General features: G+C 69.3%; 15 protein-coding genes. 8 read left to right on the top strand and 7 right to left on the bottom strand.

Annotated features, from left to right (window positions below; genetic code table 11):
* The first annotated feature begins 14 nt into the window (after positions 1-14).
* From ACRAQ3_RS00370 to idi, 4 genes are all read left to right on the top strand, one after another.
* Complete coding sequence (locus ACRAQ3_RS00370) at positions 15-599, top strand: hypothetical protein (protein WP_269395477.1); 585 nt, start codon at positions 15-17, stop codon at positions 597-599.
* Positions 600-3,164 carry an HWE histidine kinase domain-containing protein gene (locus tag ACRAQ3_RS00365; protein ID WP_432255284.1) on the top strand — a complete coding sequence of 855 codons (2,565 nt, stop codon included), beginning with the start codon at positions 600-602 and terminating at the stop codon, positions 3,162-3,164.
* A gap of 67 nt (positions 3,165-3,231) precedes the next feature.
* Positions 3,232-3,549: a hypothetical protein gene (locus ACRAQ3_RS00360; RefSeq protein WP_269395475.1), complete on the top strand. Its 318-nt coding sequence runs from the start codon at positions 3,232-3,234 to the stop codon at positions 3,547-3,549.
* Between the two features lie 58 nt (positions 3,550-3,607).
* Complete coding sequence (idi, locus tag ACRAQ3_RS00355) at positions 3,608-4,132, top strand: isopentenyl-diphosphate delta-isomerase (protein ID WP_432255283.1); 525 nt, start codon at positions 3,608-3,610, stop codon at positions 4,130-4,132.
* Positions 4,133-4,138: 6 nt separating this feature from the next.
* Here idi and ACRAQ3_RS00350 read toward each other — a convergent pair whose 3' ends face one another.
* The 7 genes from ACRAQ3_RS00350 to ACRAQ3_RS00320 all read right to left on the bottom strand — a co-directional run bounded on the left by ACRAQ3_RS00350 (position 4,139) and on the right by ACRAQ3_RS00320 (position 11,613).
* Positions 4,139-4,591 (bottom strand): c-type cytochrome, encoded by a 453-nt coding sequence (locus tag ACRAQ3_RS00350; RefSeq protein ID WP_269395473.1) that lies wholly within the window; start codon positions 4,589-4,591, stop codon positions 4,139-4,141.
* Positions 4,592-4,743: 152 nt separating this feature from the next.
* Positions 4,744-6,957 carry a xanthine dehydrogenase family protein molybdopterin-binding subunit gene (locus ACRAQ3_RS00345; protein ID WP_432255282.1) on the bottom strand — a complete coding sequence of 738 codons (2,214 nt, stop codon included), beginning with the start codon at positions 6,955-6,957 and terminating at the stop codon, positions 4,744-4,746.
* A complete protein-coding gene (locus ACRAQ3_RS00340; protein WP_432255281.1) occupies positions 6,954-7,937 on the bottom strand; it encodes an FAD binding domain-containing protein in 984 nt (327 codons plus the stop codon). Before ACRAQ3_RS00340 ends, ACRAQ3_RS00345 begins: the two co-directional genes overlap by 4 nt.
* Entirely contained in the window at positions 7,934-8,446 is a 513-nt protein-coding gene (locus tag ACRAQ3_RS00335; protein WP_432255280.1) for a 2Fe-2S iron-sulfur cluster-binding protein, read from the bottom strand. Before ACRAQ3_RS00335 ends, ACRAQ3_RS00340 begins: the two co-directional genes overlap by 4 nt.
* 80 nt (positions 8,447-8,526) lie before the next feature.
* Positions 8,527-9,090, bottom strand: a complete 564-nt coding sequence (locus ACRAQ3_RS00330; RefSeq protein WP_432255279.1) for a putative glycolipid-binding domain-containing protein — start codon at positions 9,088-9,090, stop codon at positions 8,527-8,529.
* Positions 9,091-9,169: 79 nt separating this feature from the next.
* The gene (gene recQ, locus ACRAQ3_RS00325) at positions 9,170-11,218 is read right to left on the bottom strand and encodes a DNA helicase RecQ (RefSeq protein WP_432255278.1); all 2,049 of its coding nucleotides are present in this window, start codon (positions 11,216-11,218) and stop codon (positions 9,170-9,172) included.
* A 107-nt stretch (positions 11,219-11,325) separates the two neighbouring features.
* On the bottom strand, positions 11,326-11,613 hold the full coding sequence (locus ACRAQ3_RS00320; RefSeq protein ID WP_085895103.1) for a YggT family protein: 288 nt from the start codon (positions 11,611-11,613) through the stop codon (positions 11,326-11,328).
* A gap of 166 nt (positions 11,614-11,779) precedes the next feature.
* On the opposite strand from ACRAQ3_RS00320, the gene ACRAQ3_RS00315 reads away from it, so the two are divergent.
* The 4 genes from ACRAQ3_RS00315 (at position 11,780) to ACRAQ3_RS00300 (ending at position 15,970) form a co-directional block, all read left to right on the top strand.
* Positions 11,780-12,352 carry an acyl-CoA thioesterase gene (locus ACRAQ3_RS00315; RefSeq protein ID WP_432255277.1) on the top strand — a complete coding sequence of 191 codons (573 nt, stop codon included), beginning with the start codon at positions 11,780-11,782 and terminating at the stop codon, positions 12,350-12,352.
* Between the two features lie 489 nt (positions 12,353-12,841).
* Positions 12,842-14,203 (top strand): MFS transporter, encoded by a 1,362-nt coding sequence (locus tag ACRAQ3_RS00310; protein WP_432255276.1) that lies wholly within the window; start codon positions 12,842-12,844, stop codon positions 14,201-14,203.
* Positions 14,200-15,117 carry a penicillin-insensitive murein endopeptidase gene (mepA, locus tag ACRAQ3_RS00305; RefSeq protein WP_432255275.1) on the top strand — a complete coding sequence of 306 codons (918 nt, stop codon included), beginning with the start codon at positions 14,200-14,202 and terminating at the stop codon, positions 15,115-15,117. The genes ACRAQ3_RS00310 and mepA overlap by 4 nt, the downstream gene beginning before the upstream one ends.
* A gap of 4 nt (positions 15,118-15,121) precedes the next feature.
* Positions 15,122-15,970 carry an esterase-like activity of phytase family protein gene (locus ACRAQ3_RS00300; RefSeq protein WP_432255274.1) on the top strand — a complete coding sequence of 283 codons (849 nt, stop codon included), beginning with the start codon at positions 15,122-15,124 and terminating at the stop codon, positions 15,968-15,970.
* The last annotated feature ends 155 nt before the right edge of the window (positions 15,971-16,125 follow it).

The following is a 16,125-nucleotide window of genomic DNA, read 5'->3' as shown; positions in this document are numbered from 1 at the left end:
AGGGACCACCGATCTTGACGATGCACCAGACGCCGCTGCGAAGCCGGTTGCGAGAGGATCTCGCCCCGCGTCACGAGCGGCTCGATGCCTGCTTCTCCCGCTTCGACCTGACGACCCGGCCCGGCCTGTCGGGCTTTCTCGCCGCGCATCGCGCCGCCTTCGCGGCGATCCGCCCCGCACCCGGCGGCCTGACCGGTCAGCCGCTGCTCGACCGGATGATCGCGGCGCTCGACACCGATCTCGACCGGCTCGGCCACGAGTCCTTACAGGCGCTTGCGCCCTGCAGATTGAGCCAGCCGATGGCGCAGGACTACGTACTGCTCGGCTCGCGTCTGGGCAGCCAGCTCTTGCGACGCCGCTGGGAGGCAGGGCGCGATCCGGAACTGCACGCCGCCGGCAGCTACCTGTCGCTGCCGCCGATGGCCGCAGAGTGGCGCGCCTTCTGCTTGCAGGCGAGCGCGCAGCCCGGTCTCGGTACGGAAGCAGACCGCGTGATCGCCGAGGCCGGCGGGTTGTTTGATCTCTTTCTGACGGCGGGGCAGGATGCCGCCCTGCCGCCTCGGGCTACGCCCGCCCCTCTGACCGAACGGACCGCCTGAATGACCGATTCCTTGGCCGATGCGCCGGTCGACCTCAGCAATTGCGAGAAGGAACAGATCCAGTTCCTCGGCCATGTGCAGCCCTATGGCTGCCTGATCGCCGTTTCGCGGGACTGGGTGGTCCGGCACGCCTCGGCCAATACCGGCGAGATGCTCGGCCATGAGGCGCAGGCGATGATCGGAACGTCGCTGGCCGATCTGTTCCCGCGGGACGTGACGCATGATCTGCGCGGTCGCCTGCAGATGCTGGGCCACGGCGCCGGGGCGGCGCGGATCTACGGGATCGACCTGTTCGAAGACGGCCGGGCCTTCGACGTCTCGGTGCATCTGTCCGAGCCTTATTACCTGTTCGAGTTCGAACCCAAGACCGAGGGCGGCGCACGGGACGAGATGTCGCTGGTGCAGCCGCTGGTGGCCCGGCTGCGCCGCCAGCCGGATATCGGCCGCATGGCGCGCGAGGCTGCGCGGGCGATGAAGGCGCTCACCGGCTTCGACCGGGTGATGATCTACCAGTTCCAGCGCGACGACAGCGGCAAGGTGATCGCCGAGTCGGCGGCACCGGGCCTGACGCCCTTCCTCGGGCTGCGCTTCCCCGCGAGCGACATCCCCCCGCAGGCGCGCGCGCTCTACATGCGCAACCCGATCCGGCTGATCCGCGACGTCGACGCGCCGCCGCAGCCGATCCTCTCCGCCCCCGAGGCGGAGGGCGAGCGGATCGACCTGTCGCATTCCGTGACCCGGGCGGTCTCGCCGATCCATCTCGAATACCTGCGCAACATGGGCGTCGCGGCCTCGATGTCGGTGTCGATCCTGCGCGACGGCAAGCTGTGGGGGCTGATCGCCTGCCATCACGGGACGCCGCATTACCTCGACTACGAAAAGCGCTCGGCGGTGGAGCTGTTCACGCAGCTGCTCTCCTACGAGATCGCCGCTCTGGAGAACGAGGCCGAGCGCGCGCAGGCCGCCAAGGCACGGGTGCTGCATACCTCGCTTCTGGCGCGGATGACCGACAGCACCGCCATCGCCGACAACTTCAAGAAAATCGCCGGAGAGATCGGCGAGGTTATCCCTTTCGACGGCATCGCGATCTGGATCAACGACCGCTACCACGCGATCGGCGCGACCACTACCGGCGAGGAGTTCGCGGGGCTGCTGCGCCACCTCCATTCCACCCATGCCGGGCATGTCGAGGCCACCGACCGGCTGATCGATCGCTACCCGGCGGCCGAGAGCTTTGCCAACCGCGCCGCCGGGATCCTGGCGCTGCCGATCAGCCGCGGCCCGCGAGACTACATCGTGCTGTTCCGCCGCGAGCAGGTCGAGGAGGTCACCTGGGCCGGCGATCCGGCCAAGCCGGTCTCGACCGGGCCGAACGGGCTGCGGCTGACGCCGCGCAAGAGCTTCGAGGCTTGGACCGAGACGGTGCGCCACCAGAGTGCGCCCTGGACCGACAGCGAGATCGCCGCCGCCGAGACGCTACGGATCACGCTGCTCGAGGTGGTGCTGAAGATCGCCGATGATTCCATCGCCGAGCGCAAGCGCGCGCAGGAGCGGCAGGAGCTGCTGATCGCCGAACTGAACCACCGGGTGCGCAATATCCTCAACCTGATCCGCAGCCTGGTGTCGCAAAGCCGCTCCGGCGTCACCTCGGTGGAGGAATACAGTCGCCTCGTCGATGGCCGGATCGACGCGCTGGCGCGCGCGCATGACCAGTTGACCGGTTCCGACTGGGAGGCGGCCTCGCTCAAGACTCTGATCGAGACCGAGATCGACGCCTTCATCGCGGCCCAGCGCGACCGGGTGCGGATCACCGGGCCCGATGTCGGCCTGACGCCCGAGGCCTTTTCGACGCTGGCGCTGGTGGTGCACGAGCTGGTCACCAACGCCGCGAAATACGGTGCGCTGAAGGACGGGCATGGCTGGGTCGAGGTCGGGCTGTCGCGCGATGTGCAGGGCGATCTGCGCGTCGAGTGGCGCGAGCGCGGCGGCGCGCCGCTGCGCGCCGGCAAGGGGCGTGGCTTCGGGACCACGGTGATCGAACGCTCGATCCCCTTCGAGCTCGGCGGCGATGCCGAGCTGCGCTTCGCGCTCACCGGCGCCGAGGCCCGCTTCCGGATTCCCGCCCGCTTCGTCGCGACCGCGCCGGAGGCCGCCCCGGCCCGGGACGACGCGGCTCCGGACGATGGCGAGACCCCGTTCACGCTCGCGGGCAAGGCTCTGGTGGTCGAGGACAACATGATCATCGCCATGGACGCGTCCGACATCCTCTCGGAGCTGGGCTGCGCTGCGGTGTCGATGGCGAACGGCGTCGGCGAGGCGCTGCGGCTGATCGAGGCCGAGCAGTTCGATCTCGCGCTGCTCGACGTCAATCTCGGCAACGAGACCTCGCTGCCCGTCGCCGAGACGCTGCGCGCGCGCGGCGTGCCGTTCCTGCTCGCCACCGGCTATGGTGCGACCGAGGACATCACCGCGGCCTATCCCGACGCCCCGACCCTGAAAAAGCCCTATACCAAGCGCAGCATGCGCGCGGGCTTCATGGCGCTGCTGCGCGACGGCGACGGCTGATCGACTCTGGACGCGGCAGCATTGGCACGGCAGTCTGCGCCGGCATTGAATTGACAGGAGAAACGGCATGGTGGCAGCAGCGGCACGGAAGACGGGCCTGGCATTGATCGGGCTCGCGGCGCTGGCCGGTTGCGACGCGCTGCCGAGCGCCGCCCCCGCCGACCAGGCGGTGCCGATGGCGTTCCAGCAATGCCTGACCCGGATCGACGAGACCGCGGCGCGGATCGGCCAGAGCCCGGCCGTGCTGGCCGAGACCTCCGAAAGCCGCATCGTGCGCTTTACCGATGAAGGCGAGATCGTCACGGTGACCTGCGACGCTCTGGCCAGCCGCATGGTGGTGCAGACCCGCCCGGCCCCGACGCCCATGGCCGAACCGGCCTTCTGACGGTGCCGCGTGCCCCGGGGCGCGCGGCGCGAACCGGACTGCCGGGGAGGGGCGGTTGATGCGTGACGACAGGGACAATTTCGAGATCCCGGCCTGGGTGGACGGCCAGCTGAGGCCGGTCGACAAGATCGCGGTGCATGAACGCGGGCTGCGCCATCCGGCGGTCAGCGTCTTCGTGATGTGGCGGGGCCAGACGCTCTTGCAGCAGCGCGCCGAGGCCAAGTACCACACCCCGGGGCTCTGGGCGAACAGCTGCTGCACCCATCCGCTCTGGGGCGAGGCGGCCGAGGATTGCGCGCGGCGACGTCTCGGCGAGGAGCTGGGTCTCACCGACCTGCCGCTGCGCCCGGCCGGGCAGATCGAATACCGCGCCGATGTCGGCGGCGGGCTCGTCGAGCACGAATTGGTCGAGGTGTTCCTTTCCGAGCCCGCGCAGGAGCCACGGCCGCGTCCGGCCCCCGAAGAGGTGCAGGACACGGCCTGGATCACGCCAGAGGCGCTGCGCGCCGATCTGGCGGACCGGCCAGAGCGCTACACGCCCTGGCTCAGGATCTACATGGGGAAGGCCGGCCTTCTGGGCTGAGCCGGTTCAGTTCGCGGCTTCGCTGCGCGTCGAAAGCCCCTCGATATAGGCATAGATGTCGGCCGCATCCTGCGGATCGCGCACCTGGTAGGCCATCTTGCCGCGAGCGCGACGATCCTCGAGCGTGGCGCGCAGCCAGGCGGTCGGATCGGTGACGTAGCCCAGGAAGCTCTCCTCGTCCCACTCCATGCCACGGTCGCGCAGCCTGATCATCGCGTCGCCGTAGCGGAAATCCTCGACCGAGCCGATCACCCGGCCCTCGATCCCGTAGAGATTCGGACCGGTGCGGGCATTGCGGCCCGCCAGAACGCGGCCCTCGGGATCGCGCACCACGTGGCAAGCCACGCATTGGCGGCCGAACTGGACCTCTCCATTGGCGACGTCCTGCGCCGTGGCGGGGGCCGACCAAAGCCCCAGCCCGGCCAAGGCCAGCGCCGTGCCTCGTGACAGCAAATTCATCGAGATCTCCTTGAACCCGTCAGTGACCGATGCCCCAGTCAGTCTAGCAGATATATGCTTCGGGACGGGCATCCAATCCCTGTCCCGACACGGTGACGTGTCGGGACGAAAAGGCGGCTTTCGAAGGTTTCCCCGGTGCTTCAGCCGGTGCTTCAGCCTTGGGCGATCAGCCCGTCCATCACCTGATCGAGCGTGGCGGGCAGGCGGCGCACCCGCACGCCGCAGGCGTTCTCGATCGCGTTGATCACCGCGGCACCGGAGCCGCAGACCGACAGCTCGCCGATCCCCTTGGCCTGCAGCGGGTTGGCCCAGTCGTCACGCTCTTCGAGGAAATGCACCCCGAGCTGCGGCACGTCGAGATTGACCGGCAGGTGGTACTCGGCGAGATCCCGGTTGACCATGTGGCCGTCGCGCGGATCGTGCTCCATCGCCTCGGTCAGCGCCAGGCCGATGCCCCAGGTCATGCCGCCATGGCATTGCGAGCGGGCGGTCTTGAGGTTGAGAATGCGACCGGCGGCGAAGGTGCCGTCCATGCGGCGCACCCGGGTCTCGCCGGTCACGTCGCTTACCGCCACCTCGGCGAAGATCGCGCCCCAGGTCGCCTGCCGCACCTCCTGCCCGGCCTTGCCCGGCTGCAGGTGGCCCAGCGCCCGCCATTCCTCTTCGCCCAGGATTTCGGCCAGCGGCGTCTGCCGGTTCTCGTGGATCGCGAGGCCGTCCTTGAGGGTGAGCTCGGGCTCCTTCACCCCGAGCTTCGCGGCCAGCCGCTCGCGCAGTTCCATGCAGGCGAGATAGACCGCCGTGGAGGTCGAGGCCGCGCCGAAACTGCCGCCCGAACCGGAGGCCGGCGGCAGGTCGGTGTCGCCCAGCACCGTTTCGACCCGGTCGGGCGCGAAGCCCAGCATCTCGGCCGCCACCTGCGTCAGGATGGCGTAGGAGCCGGTGCCGATATCGGTCATGTCGCATTCGACCCGAACGCCTAGACCGGTCAGCACCACCCGCGCCATCGCCTCGATCATCATGTTGACGCGCACCGCGCCCGCCATGCCGGTGCCGATCCACCATTCACCCTCGCGGCGCTGGCGCGGCGGCGTGTGGGTCCAGCCGAAGCGCTTGGCCCCCTCGCGCAGCGTCGCCTCCATGGTCGATGACGAAAACGGCTTGCCGTTCTCGGGGTGCTTGTCGGGCACGTTCCTGAGCCGGAACTCCAGCGGGTCGATCCCGGCCTTCTTGGCCAGCTCGTCGATCGCGATCTCGAAGGCGGTGACGCCGACCGCCTCGCCCGGCGCCCGGACCGATCCGGCGGCGGGGCGGCGGATGCGGGCGATCTCGTGACCGATCACCCGGTTCGGCGCGGCGTATTGGAAATGCGTGCCCTGCGCCACCGGCTCGGAAAAGACCTCGCCGGGAAGCTGGCTCACGAGGTTCTCGTGGCCGATGGCCGAAAGCTTGCCCTCGGCGTCGCAGGCGAGCCGGATCCGCTGCCGTGTCTCCGAGCGGCGGGTGACGGTTTCGAAAACCTGACGGCGATGCAGCACCACGCGGACCGGACGGCCCACCGTCTGCGCCGCCAGCGCCGCGGCGACCGCCTCGGGGGCGAGGCCCAGCTTGGAGCCGAAACCACCGCCGACATAGGGTGACAGGATGCGGACCTTGTCTGGCGCCACGCCCAGCACGTCGGCGAGTTCGGCCTTGTTGAACTTCAAAAGCTGGTAGGAGCCGCGCAGCGTCAGCGCGCCATCCTCGTCCCATTGCGCGATCGAGGCATGCGGCTCCATCGCCGCGCTCGACATCGACGGCGTGTGGTAGGTCGCATCGAGCGAGAAGGTTGCCGCCGACATGGCGCCTTCGAGATCGCCCTGATCGAGCTGCTTCTGCTCGGGCTTCTCGACCTCGGCCGCCGGGTCCTCGGCGTCGAAGACATGGGTGCCGTCGGGCTCGATCGTGACCATCATCGCCTGCGCCGCATGGCGCGCCTGTTCGAAGCTCTCGGCCACGACGCAGGCCACGGGTTGGCCCACATACCAGACCTGACCCTGCTTCTGCACCGGCGATTTCCCCGCCATGCCCTGCGCGGCGTTGCGGATCATCCGCTCGTCCTCGATCACCTCGATCACGCCCGGCATGGCCCGGATCGCATCGGCGTTCGAGCCGGTGATCCGACCGATCGTGGCGGCGCGCACGAGATAGCCTTCGGCCATCGCCTCGGGGTGCGCCTCGGCCGCATAGGTGGCGCGGCCCGAGACCTTCAGCGGCCCCTCGGGACGGTCCATGCCGGTGCCGAGCACGCCTTGGGCCATGCCGTCGAGGCGGCGGTCGGTGTCGGGCGTGTCATGCTTGAGACGGCGCGTGGTTTCGAGTGTCATTGATCGGCCTCCGTCGCCTGGGTCAGTACGGCGGCGAGGGTGCGCCGCGTCAGCGGGATCTTGAAGTCATTGCCGCCAAAGCCCTTGGCCTCGGCCAGAAGAATGTCGGCGGCGCGGTCGAACAGGGCGGCCGAGGGCGTTTCACCGACAAGGGCGTCCTCGACATCCGCGTCGCGCCACGGCATCGGGCCAAGACCACCGAAGGCCAGCTGCGCCTTGGCGATGCGACCGTTCTCGACCGCTACGACGGCGGCGACGGACACCAGCGCGAAGGCATAGGAGGAACGGTCGCGGACCTTGCGGTAGATCTGCCGCCCCCCGGCCGGCGGCGGCAGGATCACGGCGGTGATCAGCTCGCCCGGCTCCAGCACCGTCTCGATATGCGGGGTGTCGCCCGGCAGGCGGTAGAAATCCTCGAGCGCGATCTCGCGGGCGCCGCCCTGCCCCTCGACCTCCACCCGCGCGCCCAGCGCGCGCATCGCCACGGCCATGTCGGAGGGATGCGTGGCGATGCAGTGCTCGGAGGTGCCCAGGATCGCGAGGATGCGGTTCATGCCGTCCTTCGCGGCGCAGCCCGAGCCGGGCTCGCGCTTGTTGCAGGGCTCGCCCCGGTCATAGAAATAGTAGCAGCGCGTGCGTTGCAGCAGGTTGCCCCCGGTCGTGGCCTTGTTCCTGAGCTGGCCGCTGGCCCCCGCGAGCAGCGCCCGGCTCAGCACCGGCCAGTCGCGGCGCACCCGCGCATCTGCGGCAAGGTCGGAATTGGTGACCAGCGCGCCGATCCTGAGCCCGCCCTCCCCGGTCGTCTCGATGCCCCCCAGATCAAGGCGGTTGATGTCGACGACCTTGCCCGGCGCCATCACCTCCAGCTTCATCAGGTCCAGAAGATTGGTGCCGCCGGCGATGAAGCGGGTTTCTGCGCCGCCCGCCTCGCGCAACGCCTCGGCGGTGTCGCCCGCGCGGACATAGTCGAAGGCCCTCATGCCCGTGCCTCCTCTTTCGCGACCTGCCGGATCGCATCGACGATGCCCGGATAGCAGGAGCAGCGGCACAGATTGCCGCTCATCCGCTCGGAGATCTCCTCGATCGAGGCCTCGACCTGCGCCTCCAGATCGCCGGTGACGTTGCTCGGCCAGCCGGCCTTGATCTCTTCGATCATCGCGGTGGCCGAACAGATCTGCCCGGGCGTGCAATAGCCGCATTGGTAGCCGTCATGCTCGACGAAGGCCCGTTGCAGGGGCGAGAGGTCGCCGGGCCGGCCGAGACCCTCGATGGTGGTGATCTCGTCGCCCTCATGCATGCAGGCCAGCGTCAGGCAGGAATTGATGCGGCGGCCATTGACCATGACGGTGCAGGCACCGCACTGGCCATGATCGCAGCCCTTCTTCGACCCGGTGAGACCGAGATGATCGCGCAGCGCGTCAAGCAGCGAGGTACGGGTGTCGAGGTCGAGCGCGTGGCGCTCGCCATTGACGTCGAGCTGGAATTGCATGGGGGAGATCCTTCGGGCCGGTCGGAGAACACGGTTCCAACCGGCGCCGATGCGAGGCAGTTCCCGCTTGGTATTCCGGTCTAGCTCTCCAGAGTCACCGTGCCATGCCACAGCCCCGGATCATCGGTGACGAAGCCGGTTTCGTGCAACGCGATCCGGGCATCGCGGCCCAACGCGGGAATCGCGTGGTCCATGCCGCCCCGCACCCGGCAGAAGCTGTGGCCGAGCGGCTCCAATCGACCGCCATCGGCGGCGTGAAGCCGCGCCGTCTCGATCGGGCGGGGCCGCGCCTCGGGCAGGTCGAGCCGGTTCAGCGGCACCAGCATCCAGGCCGGGGTGAAGCCGAGATCGAGATCGCAGGCCGGCACCGGGTCCTGCTCCTCGAGCGCGAAGCCCTCGGACGTGCGGGTGATCCGGTAGGCCACAGGGCTCTCGCCGCGCAGGCCGGTGACATCGGCGGAGAGGCAGGACCAGCCCGCATCGCAGCGGATCGCGTAATCGAGCGCGACCCCCCGGCCCGCCTCGTCCCAGCGCGCATGGCCCATGATCAGCCAACCCGCATCGAGCCGGGCAAGACGGCAGCGGTCGGTGCCGTCACGGTCGAGCCTGTGCCAGATCACGCTGGCCACGGTGGTGCCGGTCATCGCGAACCTCCCATCGCATTCGCCCGATGGTGGCACGCGGCTCGCCATCCTGTCCACGATTCTGGGGGCTTGCGGCGGCTCAGCCGGTCTCCTCGCCCTCCTCGAGCGCCTGCAGGAAGGCCGCGCCGAAGCGTTCGGCGTGGCGCGGCCCGAGCAGCCGCTCCATCGCCTCCATGTCGCGCGGCCGCGCGCTCGCCACCCGGGCCAACTCCTTGGCCGAACAACTCATCGGCTTGTCGTGGCCGGTTTCGCCCCGCATCAGTTCGGCCTGAATCGCCATCAGACGGTCATAGAGCGAACCGGCGCCACGCGTGGCGAGCTTGCGCCGCGCCGGGTGGATGTCCTCGGCGGCACCGGTGATCACCGCGAGAAACTCGCGTCCGTAGCTTTCGAGCTTCTTGGCACCGACCCCGCCGATCCGCGCCATCTCGTCGAGACTGGCGGGCTTCGTCTCGGCCATCTCGATCAAGGTGCGGTCGGTGAAGATGATGTAGGCGGGCAGACCCGCCGCCTCGGCCAGCGCGCGGCGCTTGGCCTTGAGCGCCGACAGGAGCGGCGCGTCCTCCTCGGACACCATCTCGCGCACCTTCGGCCCGAAGCGCGCCGATTTGACGGTGTCCTTCCTCAGCGTGATGCTCTCTTCGCCGCGCAGGATCGGACGCGCCGCCTCGGTCATCCTCAGCGCGCCATGGCGCTCGGGGTCGGGGCGCATCAGGTCGCGGCCCATGATCTGCCGGAAGATCGCCTGCCACTGCGCCTTGGAATGGGCCTTGCCGACGCCGAAAGTCGGCAGGTCCTCGTGACCACGCTGCCTTACCTTGTCGGTGGCGTTGCCCATGACGATGTCGATCAGATGTCCCGCGCCGAACCGCTCCTCGGTCCGGAGCGCCGCCGAAAGCGCCATCCGCACCAGCTGGGTCGCATCGAAGGTCTCGGGCGGCTTGTCGCACAGATCGCAATAACCACAGGCCACCTCCGGCGCCTCGCCGAAATATCCCAAGAGCACGCGGCGCCGGCAATCGAGCGCCTCCGCCAGACCGAGAAGCGCGTTGAGCCGCCCGTGATCGGCGGCGCGGCGTTCCGGCGGCGCCAGCCCCTCGTCGATCTGCTGGCGGCGGTAGCGGATGTCGTCGGGGCCGTAGAGCGTCAGCGTCTCGGACGGCGCGCCGTCGCGCCCGGCGCGGCCGATCTCCTGGTAATAGGCCTCGATGGACTTGGGCAGGTCGGCATGCGCGACCCAGCGGATGTCGGGCTTGTCGATGCCCATGCCGAAGGCGACGGTGGCAGCGACGATCAGCCCGTCCTCGCGCTGGAACCGGGTCTCGGCCTCGCGCCGCGCCTCGGCCTCCATGCCGCCGTGATAGTGCAGCGCCGAATGCCCCGCCTCGCGCAGCGCCGCCGCCAGCGCCTCGGTCTTGGCCCGGGTGCCGCAATAGACGATGCCGGACTGTCCGCGCCTGCGATCGGCGAAATCGAGGATCTGCCGGCGCGGGCTGTCCTTGACCGCGAAGGCGAGATGGATGTTGGGCCGGTCGAAGCCACGCAGGAAGGTCTCGGGCTGGCGTCCCTCGAACAGCTTGCGGACGATCTCCTCGCGGGTTTCGGCATCCGCCGTCGCGGTAAAGGCTGCGAGCGGCAAGCCCAGCTGCCGCTTCAGATCGCCGATGCGCAGGTAGTCGGGGCGGAAATCATGGCCCCACTGGCTCACGCAATGCGCCTCGTCGACGGCGATGAGCGACGCCCCCGCCCGCTTCAGGAGCGGCACGGTGGCGCCGGAGGCCAGCCGCTCGGGCGCCATGTAAAGGAGCTTGAGCCGCCCCTCGCGCAGGCTCGCCAGCACCGCGTCGGTCTCTTCGGGTGTATTGCCGGAGGTCAGCGCGCCCGCCTCGACACCGGCCTCGCGCAGACCGCGCACCTGATCGCGCATCAGTGCGATCAGCGGCGAGATCACCACCGTGACCCCCTCGCGTGCCAAGGCCGGCAGCTGGTAGCACAGCGATTTGCCGCCGCCCGTGGGCATGATCGCCAACACGTCGTGCCCGGCGGTCACGGCGTCGACGATCTCCTCCTGGCCGGGACGAAAGGCGTCGAAGCCGAAGACCTCGCGCAGATGGGTCGCTGGGCTCATCGGGCATTACCTCGGCTCGGGCGAGACCACGCCTCCCATGAGGCGTGGCGTATGGTTACTTTGTTCTAAAAATACGCAATCCCGACGCTGAGGGCCGGGGCAGGCCTTCAATAGAACAGCGCCGCGTTGTTCCGCAGCACGATCTCGAGCGCGTAGATGCCGACCAGCACGACGAGCGGCGCGAGGTCGAGCCCGCCCATCTGCGGCAGAATCCGCCGGACCGGCGCGTAGAGCGGCTCCAGCAGGCGGGTCAGCCCGTCCCAGATCTGCGCCACCAGCGGCTGGCGCAGGTTCAGCACCTGGAAGCTGATCAGCCAGCTCATGATGAAATGCGCGAAGATGAAGAAGGTCGCGATGTCGAGGATCAACATCAGGATCTGGAAGAGCGAGGTCATGGGCGGTCCGTTCGGGCTGTCTCGGGTCGCCAAGACAGGTAAGGAGCGAAGCCCCCAAGAGCAATCCCGAAGGCCGTGGCTGCGTCGCCGTGACCCCCGCGTCACCCGTTGACCTTCGCGTCACCTCCAAGCAACCTGCGCGGCGATCCAGGTCCCGGAGTCCCGCATGTATCCCTTCGTCCGAATGTTCTGGCAGTTCTGGCGCCACCGCAACGACGCATCCCTGCCGATCACCGGTACTCATGAGAGCCACCACGTCGTGATGCCGTGGGATCTCGATTTCTGGAACGAGCTGAACAACGGCCGCACGCTGTCGCTGTTCGATCTCGGCCGGATGCCGCTGTCGCAGCGGATCGGCGTGATCGGCGCGCTGAGACGGCAGGGCTGGGGCATGGCGGTGGCCGGCGTCTCGGTGCGCTACCGCCGCCGGGTCCAAGGCTTCGCGCGGCTCACGATGCGCTCGCGCGCCGTCTGCTGGGACGACCGCTACGTCTATACCGAGCAGGGCATGTTCCGCGGCGACGGCGAATGCACCAGCCACGCCTTGGTGCGCCTGGCGATCACCGACCGCAAGCGCGGCGGCGTGGTGAACCCGGCGCGGCTAATGGAGGCGCTGGGCCAGGATCCCGCCTCGCCGCCGATGCCCGACTGGATCGCCGACTGGGTGCGCGCAGAGGCAGAGCGGCCCTGGCCGCCGATGGCGGATGCCGATTCCGCGACCGAGGTCATGGCCGCCTGATCAGCCGCGGGCGGGCGCGCCGCGCCCGCCCCGTCGGGCCGCTCAGCGACCCTTCTTCTCCCCGAGCGAAAGCGGCTTGACCGCGCCGGAATGCGCCGTGGCCGGCGCCTTCGGCTTGTCCTGCTTGGGTTTCTTCGCTTCGCGGTTGCCGCGTCTGTGATCGCCTTTTCCCATGATGGTCTCGCAGGTTGAAAGGACCGTCCGGCGACAGGCCGGACGGATCGTCCCGATTCAAATCAAGGTTGCCTGACGAAACGGTCAGGGCGGTGATCCTGGCAGGGCGCACGGGGGGCTCTCCGATCCTGTCGCGCGCGGTTCGAATCTACGCCCGCGCCTTGCCTCCGGCAAGCGGGCTCACGCGCTTCCACCAGCCCCCGACGCGGCGTTCGGGCCGCGCTCGGCCGGCGATGCGCCACGTGGGGCCCGCCGCGCTTGCCCCCGCCCCCGTCGCCCTGTCAGATCCGCCGCGACAGGCGCGAGGGGACCGGCATGGCGACGAAGAAGCGGATCTGGGGCTGGATGATCTTCGACCTCGCGCAGCAGCCCTATGCGACTCTGGGCCTAACCTTCATCTTCGGTCCCTATTTCGCCGCCGTCGCCACCGCGCGCTTTGCCCGCGAGGGGATGGGCCCGGCCGAGGCCGATGCGGCGGCGCAGTCGCTCTGGGGCATGGGGCAGACCCTTGCCGGCCTGTTCATCGCCTTCACCGCGCCGGTTCTGGGCGCCTTGGCCGATGCTTCGGGGCGGCGGATGCCATGGATCGCCGCCTTCTCGGTGATCGCCGTGGCCTGCGCGGCGGGGCTTTGGGTGCTGACGCCGGACGGATCGATGCTGATCCCGGCTCTGGTGCTGTTCTTCGCGGGCTTCGTCGCCGCCGAATCGGCCACCAACGTCAACAACGCGCTGCTGCCCTCGCTCGCCACCGGCCCGATGATCGGCCGGATTTCGGGCTCGGGCGCAGCGCTGGGTTATTGGGGCGGGGTGGCATCGCTGATCCTGATGCTGCTGTTTCTGGCCGAGAACGACGCCGGCGTGACGCTCCTGGGCACGCCGCCCGTCTTCGGCCTCGACGCGGAGGCACGCGAGGGCACCCGCGCCGTCGGGCCGGTGATCGCGCTGTGGTACGTGGTGTTCATCATCCCCTTCTTCGCCTGGGTGCGCGACGCGGGCCCGGTGGCGCGCACCAGCGTGACCGCACGCAATGTCGCCGCGCGGCTGTGGGAGACGCTGCGCGACGTGGCCCGCAGGCCCAGCCTCGCGGCGTTCCTCGGCGCCTCGATGCTCTACCGCGATGCGCTGGCCGCCGTGTACGCCTTCGGCGGGCTCTACGCGACGCTGGTGCTGGACTGGTCGGTGATCCAGATCGGCGTGTTCGGTATCATCGGCGCCATTTCGGCGGCGATCCTCACCTTCGCCGGCGGCCTCGCGGATGCCCGGCTCGGGCCCAAGCCGGTGATCCGGGCCGCGATCTGGATCCTGATCGCGGTTTCGGTGCTGGTCGTCTTGATGACCCGCGACAGCCTGTTCGGGCTTGCCCTGCCGCCCGGCTCGCGGCTTCCCGACATTCTGTTCTATGTCTGTGGCGCGCTGATCGGCGGTGCCGGCGGCGCGCTCTACTCGGCCTCGCGCAGCCTGATGGTGCGCCATGCCGACCCGGCGCGCGCCACCGAGGCCTTCGGGCTCTTCGCGCTATCGGGCCGCGCCACCGCCTTTCTCGCGCCCATGGCGATCACCTTCGCCACTTGGATGAGCGGATCGGTGCGCGCCGGGCTTCTGCCGGTGATCGCCCTGTTCGCGCTGGGGCTGTTTCTGCTAGGATGGGTCAACAAGAACGGAGATCGAGCAGCATGATCCGCCCCCTCGCCGCCGCCCTGCTGGGCCTGGGCCTTCTCGCCGCCTGCGAAAGCGAGCCCCCGGCACCCCGCGCCGTGGTGTCGTCGCAGAATTCCAACGACACCCGCGTCGCCAAGCAGCTCTTCGGCCACGTCCCGACGGCCTCGGCGCAGCGGCCCGAATCGATCGGCTTCTATTCCAAGGGCTGTCAGGCCGGTGGCGCGCGGCTGGCCGAGACCGGCCCGACCTGGCAGGCGATGCGGCTGTCGCGCAATCGCAACTGGGCGCAGCCCGAAACCATCGATTTCGTGCAGGACCTGTCGCGCGCCGCCGCCGCCCTGCCGGGCTGGAAGGGCATCTATGTGGGCGACATGAGCCAGCCGCGCGGCGGCCCGATGCTCACCGGCCATGCCAGCCACCAGACCGGGATCGACATCGATGTCTGGCTGCGCCGCGCCGACCGGCTGGACCTGTCGGTGGCTGAGCGAGAGGCGATCTCCTCGACCGACATGCAGGCGCGGGGCGGGGCCTATACCAACGCCAACTGGACGCCGCAGCACATGGCGCTCGTGAAAGCCGCGGCCTCGGACCCGCGCACCGCGCGGATCTTCATCTTTCCGGGTGCCAAGGTGGCGATGTGCGACGCCGAGACCGGCGACCGGGCCTGGCTCAACAAGGTCCGGCCTTGGTACGGGCACAACACCCATTTCCACATCCGGCTGGACTGCCTGCCCGGAGACACGGCCTGCGAAGCCCAAGACCCGCCGCCGCCGGGCGATGGCTGCGCCGAGGCGCGCGAATGGCAGGCCAACATCCTGAACCCCAAGCCGGCCCCGCCGGCAGATCCCGACGCGCCCGAGCCCGAGCCCAAGCGCGAGATCACCATGGCCGACCTGCCCGGCCAATGCGCCGCCGTGCTGGCGAGCGACTGAGCCGATGAAGGCGATGATCCTCGCGGCCCTGCTTTCCGGCGGGGCCCCGTCGCAGCAGCATGCCGACTACATCGGCAGCCATGTCTGGCCCGAGAGCGAGCACGAAGCCGGGGGCTTTTCCGCGATCGAGACCGACGGCACCGGCTTCGTCGCGATCAGCGACCGGGCCCGGATCGTCGACGGACGCTTCATCCGCGACGCGGAGGGCGAGATCACCGGCGTCGAGATCCTGCGCTCGGAGCCGCTGCGCTCGAGCCGCGAGGGGATCATGACCGGGCATCTGGCCGATAGCGAAGGGCTGGCGATCGGCGCCGACGGGCGGCGCTGGGTGTCGTTCGAGGCGCGGGCGCGGGTGCGCTCGGAAACCGGGCCCGACGGCCCCGAAGTGCTGCCGCGCCCCAAGGCGTTCCGCAAGATGCAGCTCAACAGCGCGCTCGAGGCGCTAGCGGTGGACGCCTCCGGCGCGCTCTACACGATCCCCGAACGCTCGGGCCGGCTCGACACGCCGTTCCCGGTCTATCGCTGGAAGAACGGGCGCTGGACGGTCCCGTTCACCCTGCCGCGCCGCGACAGTTTTCTGGTGACCGGCGCCGATTTCGGCCCGGACGGCAAGCTCTACGTCCTCGAGCGCGATTTCGTCGGCATCGGCTTTCGCAGCCGGGTGCGCCGCTTCGAGGCCGACGGCACGGGCGAGGAGCTGCTGCTCGAGACCGCGGTCGGGGTGCATGACAATCTCGAGGGGATCTCGGTCTGGCGCGACGATCTGGGCCGGATCCGGCTCACCATGGTCTCCGATGACAATTTCCGCTTCTTCCAGACCACGGAGTTCGTGGAATACGCGCTGTCCGAATGACAATCGTCGCAGCTGTCGAAGATTGGCAACACACAAGCTTCCCCCGCGTAATGTCACATAAATTTCTGTTTGACGATCGCCGTTCCCATGCCAGCTTTGGATCAGGCGAAACCAACTGAAAGGAGGTGATCCAGTGTCGAGAAGGGTATTGGAGA

It is taken from the genome of Limimaricola sp. AA108-03 (genome assembly GCF_050847355.1).
GTDB lineage: Bacteria > Pseudomonadota > Alphaproteobacteria > Rhodobacterales > Rhodobacteraceae > Limimaricola.
This window is presented reverse-complemented; position numbering and strand designations above follow the sequence as displayed.

What these genes read in the sequence shown, in the direction of transcription:
- ACRAQ3_RS00365 (WP_432255284.1), top strand. Translation starts at nt 600, where the DNA reads ATGACCGATTCCTTGGCCGATGCGCCGGTCGACCTCAGCAATTGCGAG.
- ACRAQ3_RS00360 (WP_269395475.1), top strand. Translation starts at nt 3,232, where the DNA reads ATGGTGGCAGCAGCGGCACGGAAGACGGGCCTGGCATTGATCGGGCTC.
- idi (WP_432255283.1), top strand. Translation starts at nt 3,608, where the DNA reads ATGCGTGACGACAGGGACAATTTCGAGATCCCGGCCTGGGTGGACGGC.
- ACRAQ3_RS00350 (WP_269395473.1), bottom strand. Translation starts at nt 4,591, where the DNA reads ATGAATTTGCTGTCACGAGGCACGGCGCTGGCCTTGGCCGGGCTGGGG.
- ACRAQ3_RS00345 (WP_432255282.1), bottom strand. Translation starts at nt 6,957, where the DNA reads ATGACACTCGAAACCACGCGCCGTCTCAAGCATGACACGCCCGACACC.
- ACRAQ3_RS00340 (WP_432255281.1), bottom strand. Translation starts at nt 7,937, where the DNA reads ATGAGGGCCTTCGACTATGTCCGCGCGGGCGACACCGCCGAGGCGTTG.
- ACRAQ3_RS00335 (WP_432255280.1), bottom strand. Translation starts at nt 8,446, where the DNA reads ATGCAATTCCAGCTCGACGTCAATGGCGAGCGCCACGCGCTCGACCTC.
- ACRAQ3_RS00330 (WP_432255279.1), bottom strand. Translation starts at nt 9,090, where the DNA reads ATGACCGGCACCACCGTGGCCAGCGTGATCTGGCACAGGCTCGACCGT.
- recQ (WP_432255278.1), bottom strand. Translation starts at nt 11,218, where the DNA reads ATGAGCCCAGCGACCCATCTGCGCGAGGTCTTCGGCTTCGACGCCTTT.
- ACRAQ3_RS00320 (WP_085895103.1), bottom strand. Translation starts at nt 11,613, where the DNA reads ATGACCTCGCTCTTCCAGATCCTGATGTTGATCCTCGACATCGCGACC.
- ACRAQ3_RS00315 (WP_432255277.1), top strand. Translation starts at nt 11,780, where the DNA reads ATGTATCCCTTCGTCCGAATGTTCTGGCAGTTCTGGCGCCACCGCAAC.
- ACRAQ3_RS00310 (WP_432255276.1), top strand. Translation starts at nt 12,842, where the DNA reads ATGGCGACGAAGAAGCGGATCTGGGGCTGGATGATCTTCGACCTCGCG.
- mepA (WP_432255275.1), top strand. Translation starts at nt 14,200, where the DNA reads ATGATCCGCCCCCTCGCCGCCGCCCTGCTGGGCCTGGGCCTTCTCGCC.
- ACRAQ3_RS00300 (WP_432255274.1), top strand. Translation starts at nt 15,122, where the DNA reads ATGAAGGCGATGATCCTCGCGGCCCTGCTTTCCGGCGGGGCCCCGTCG.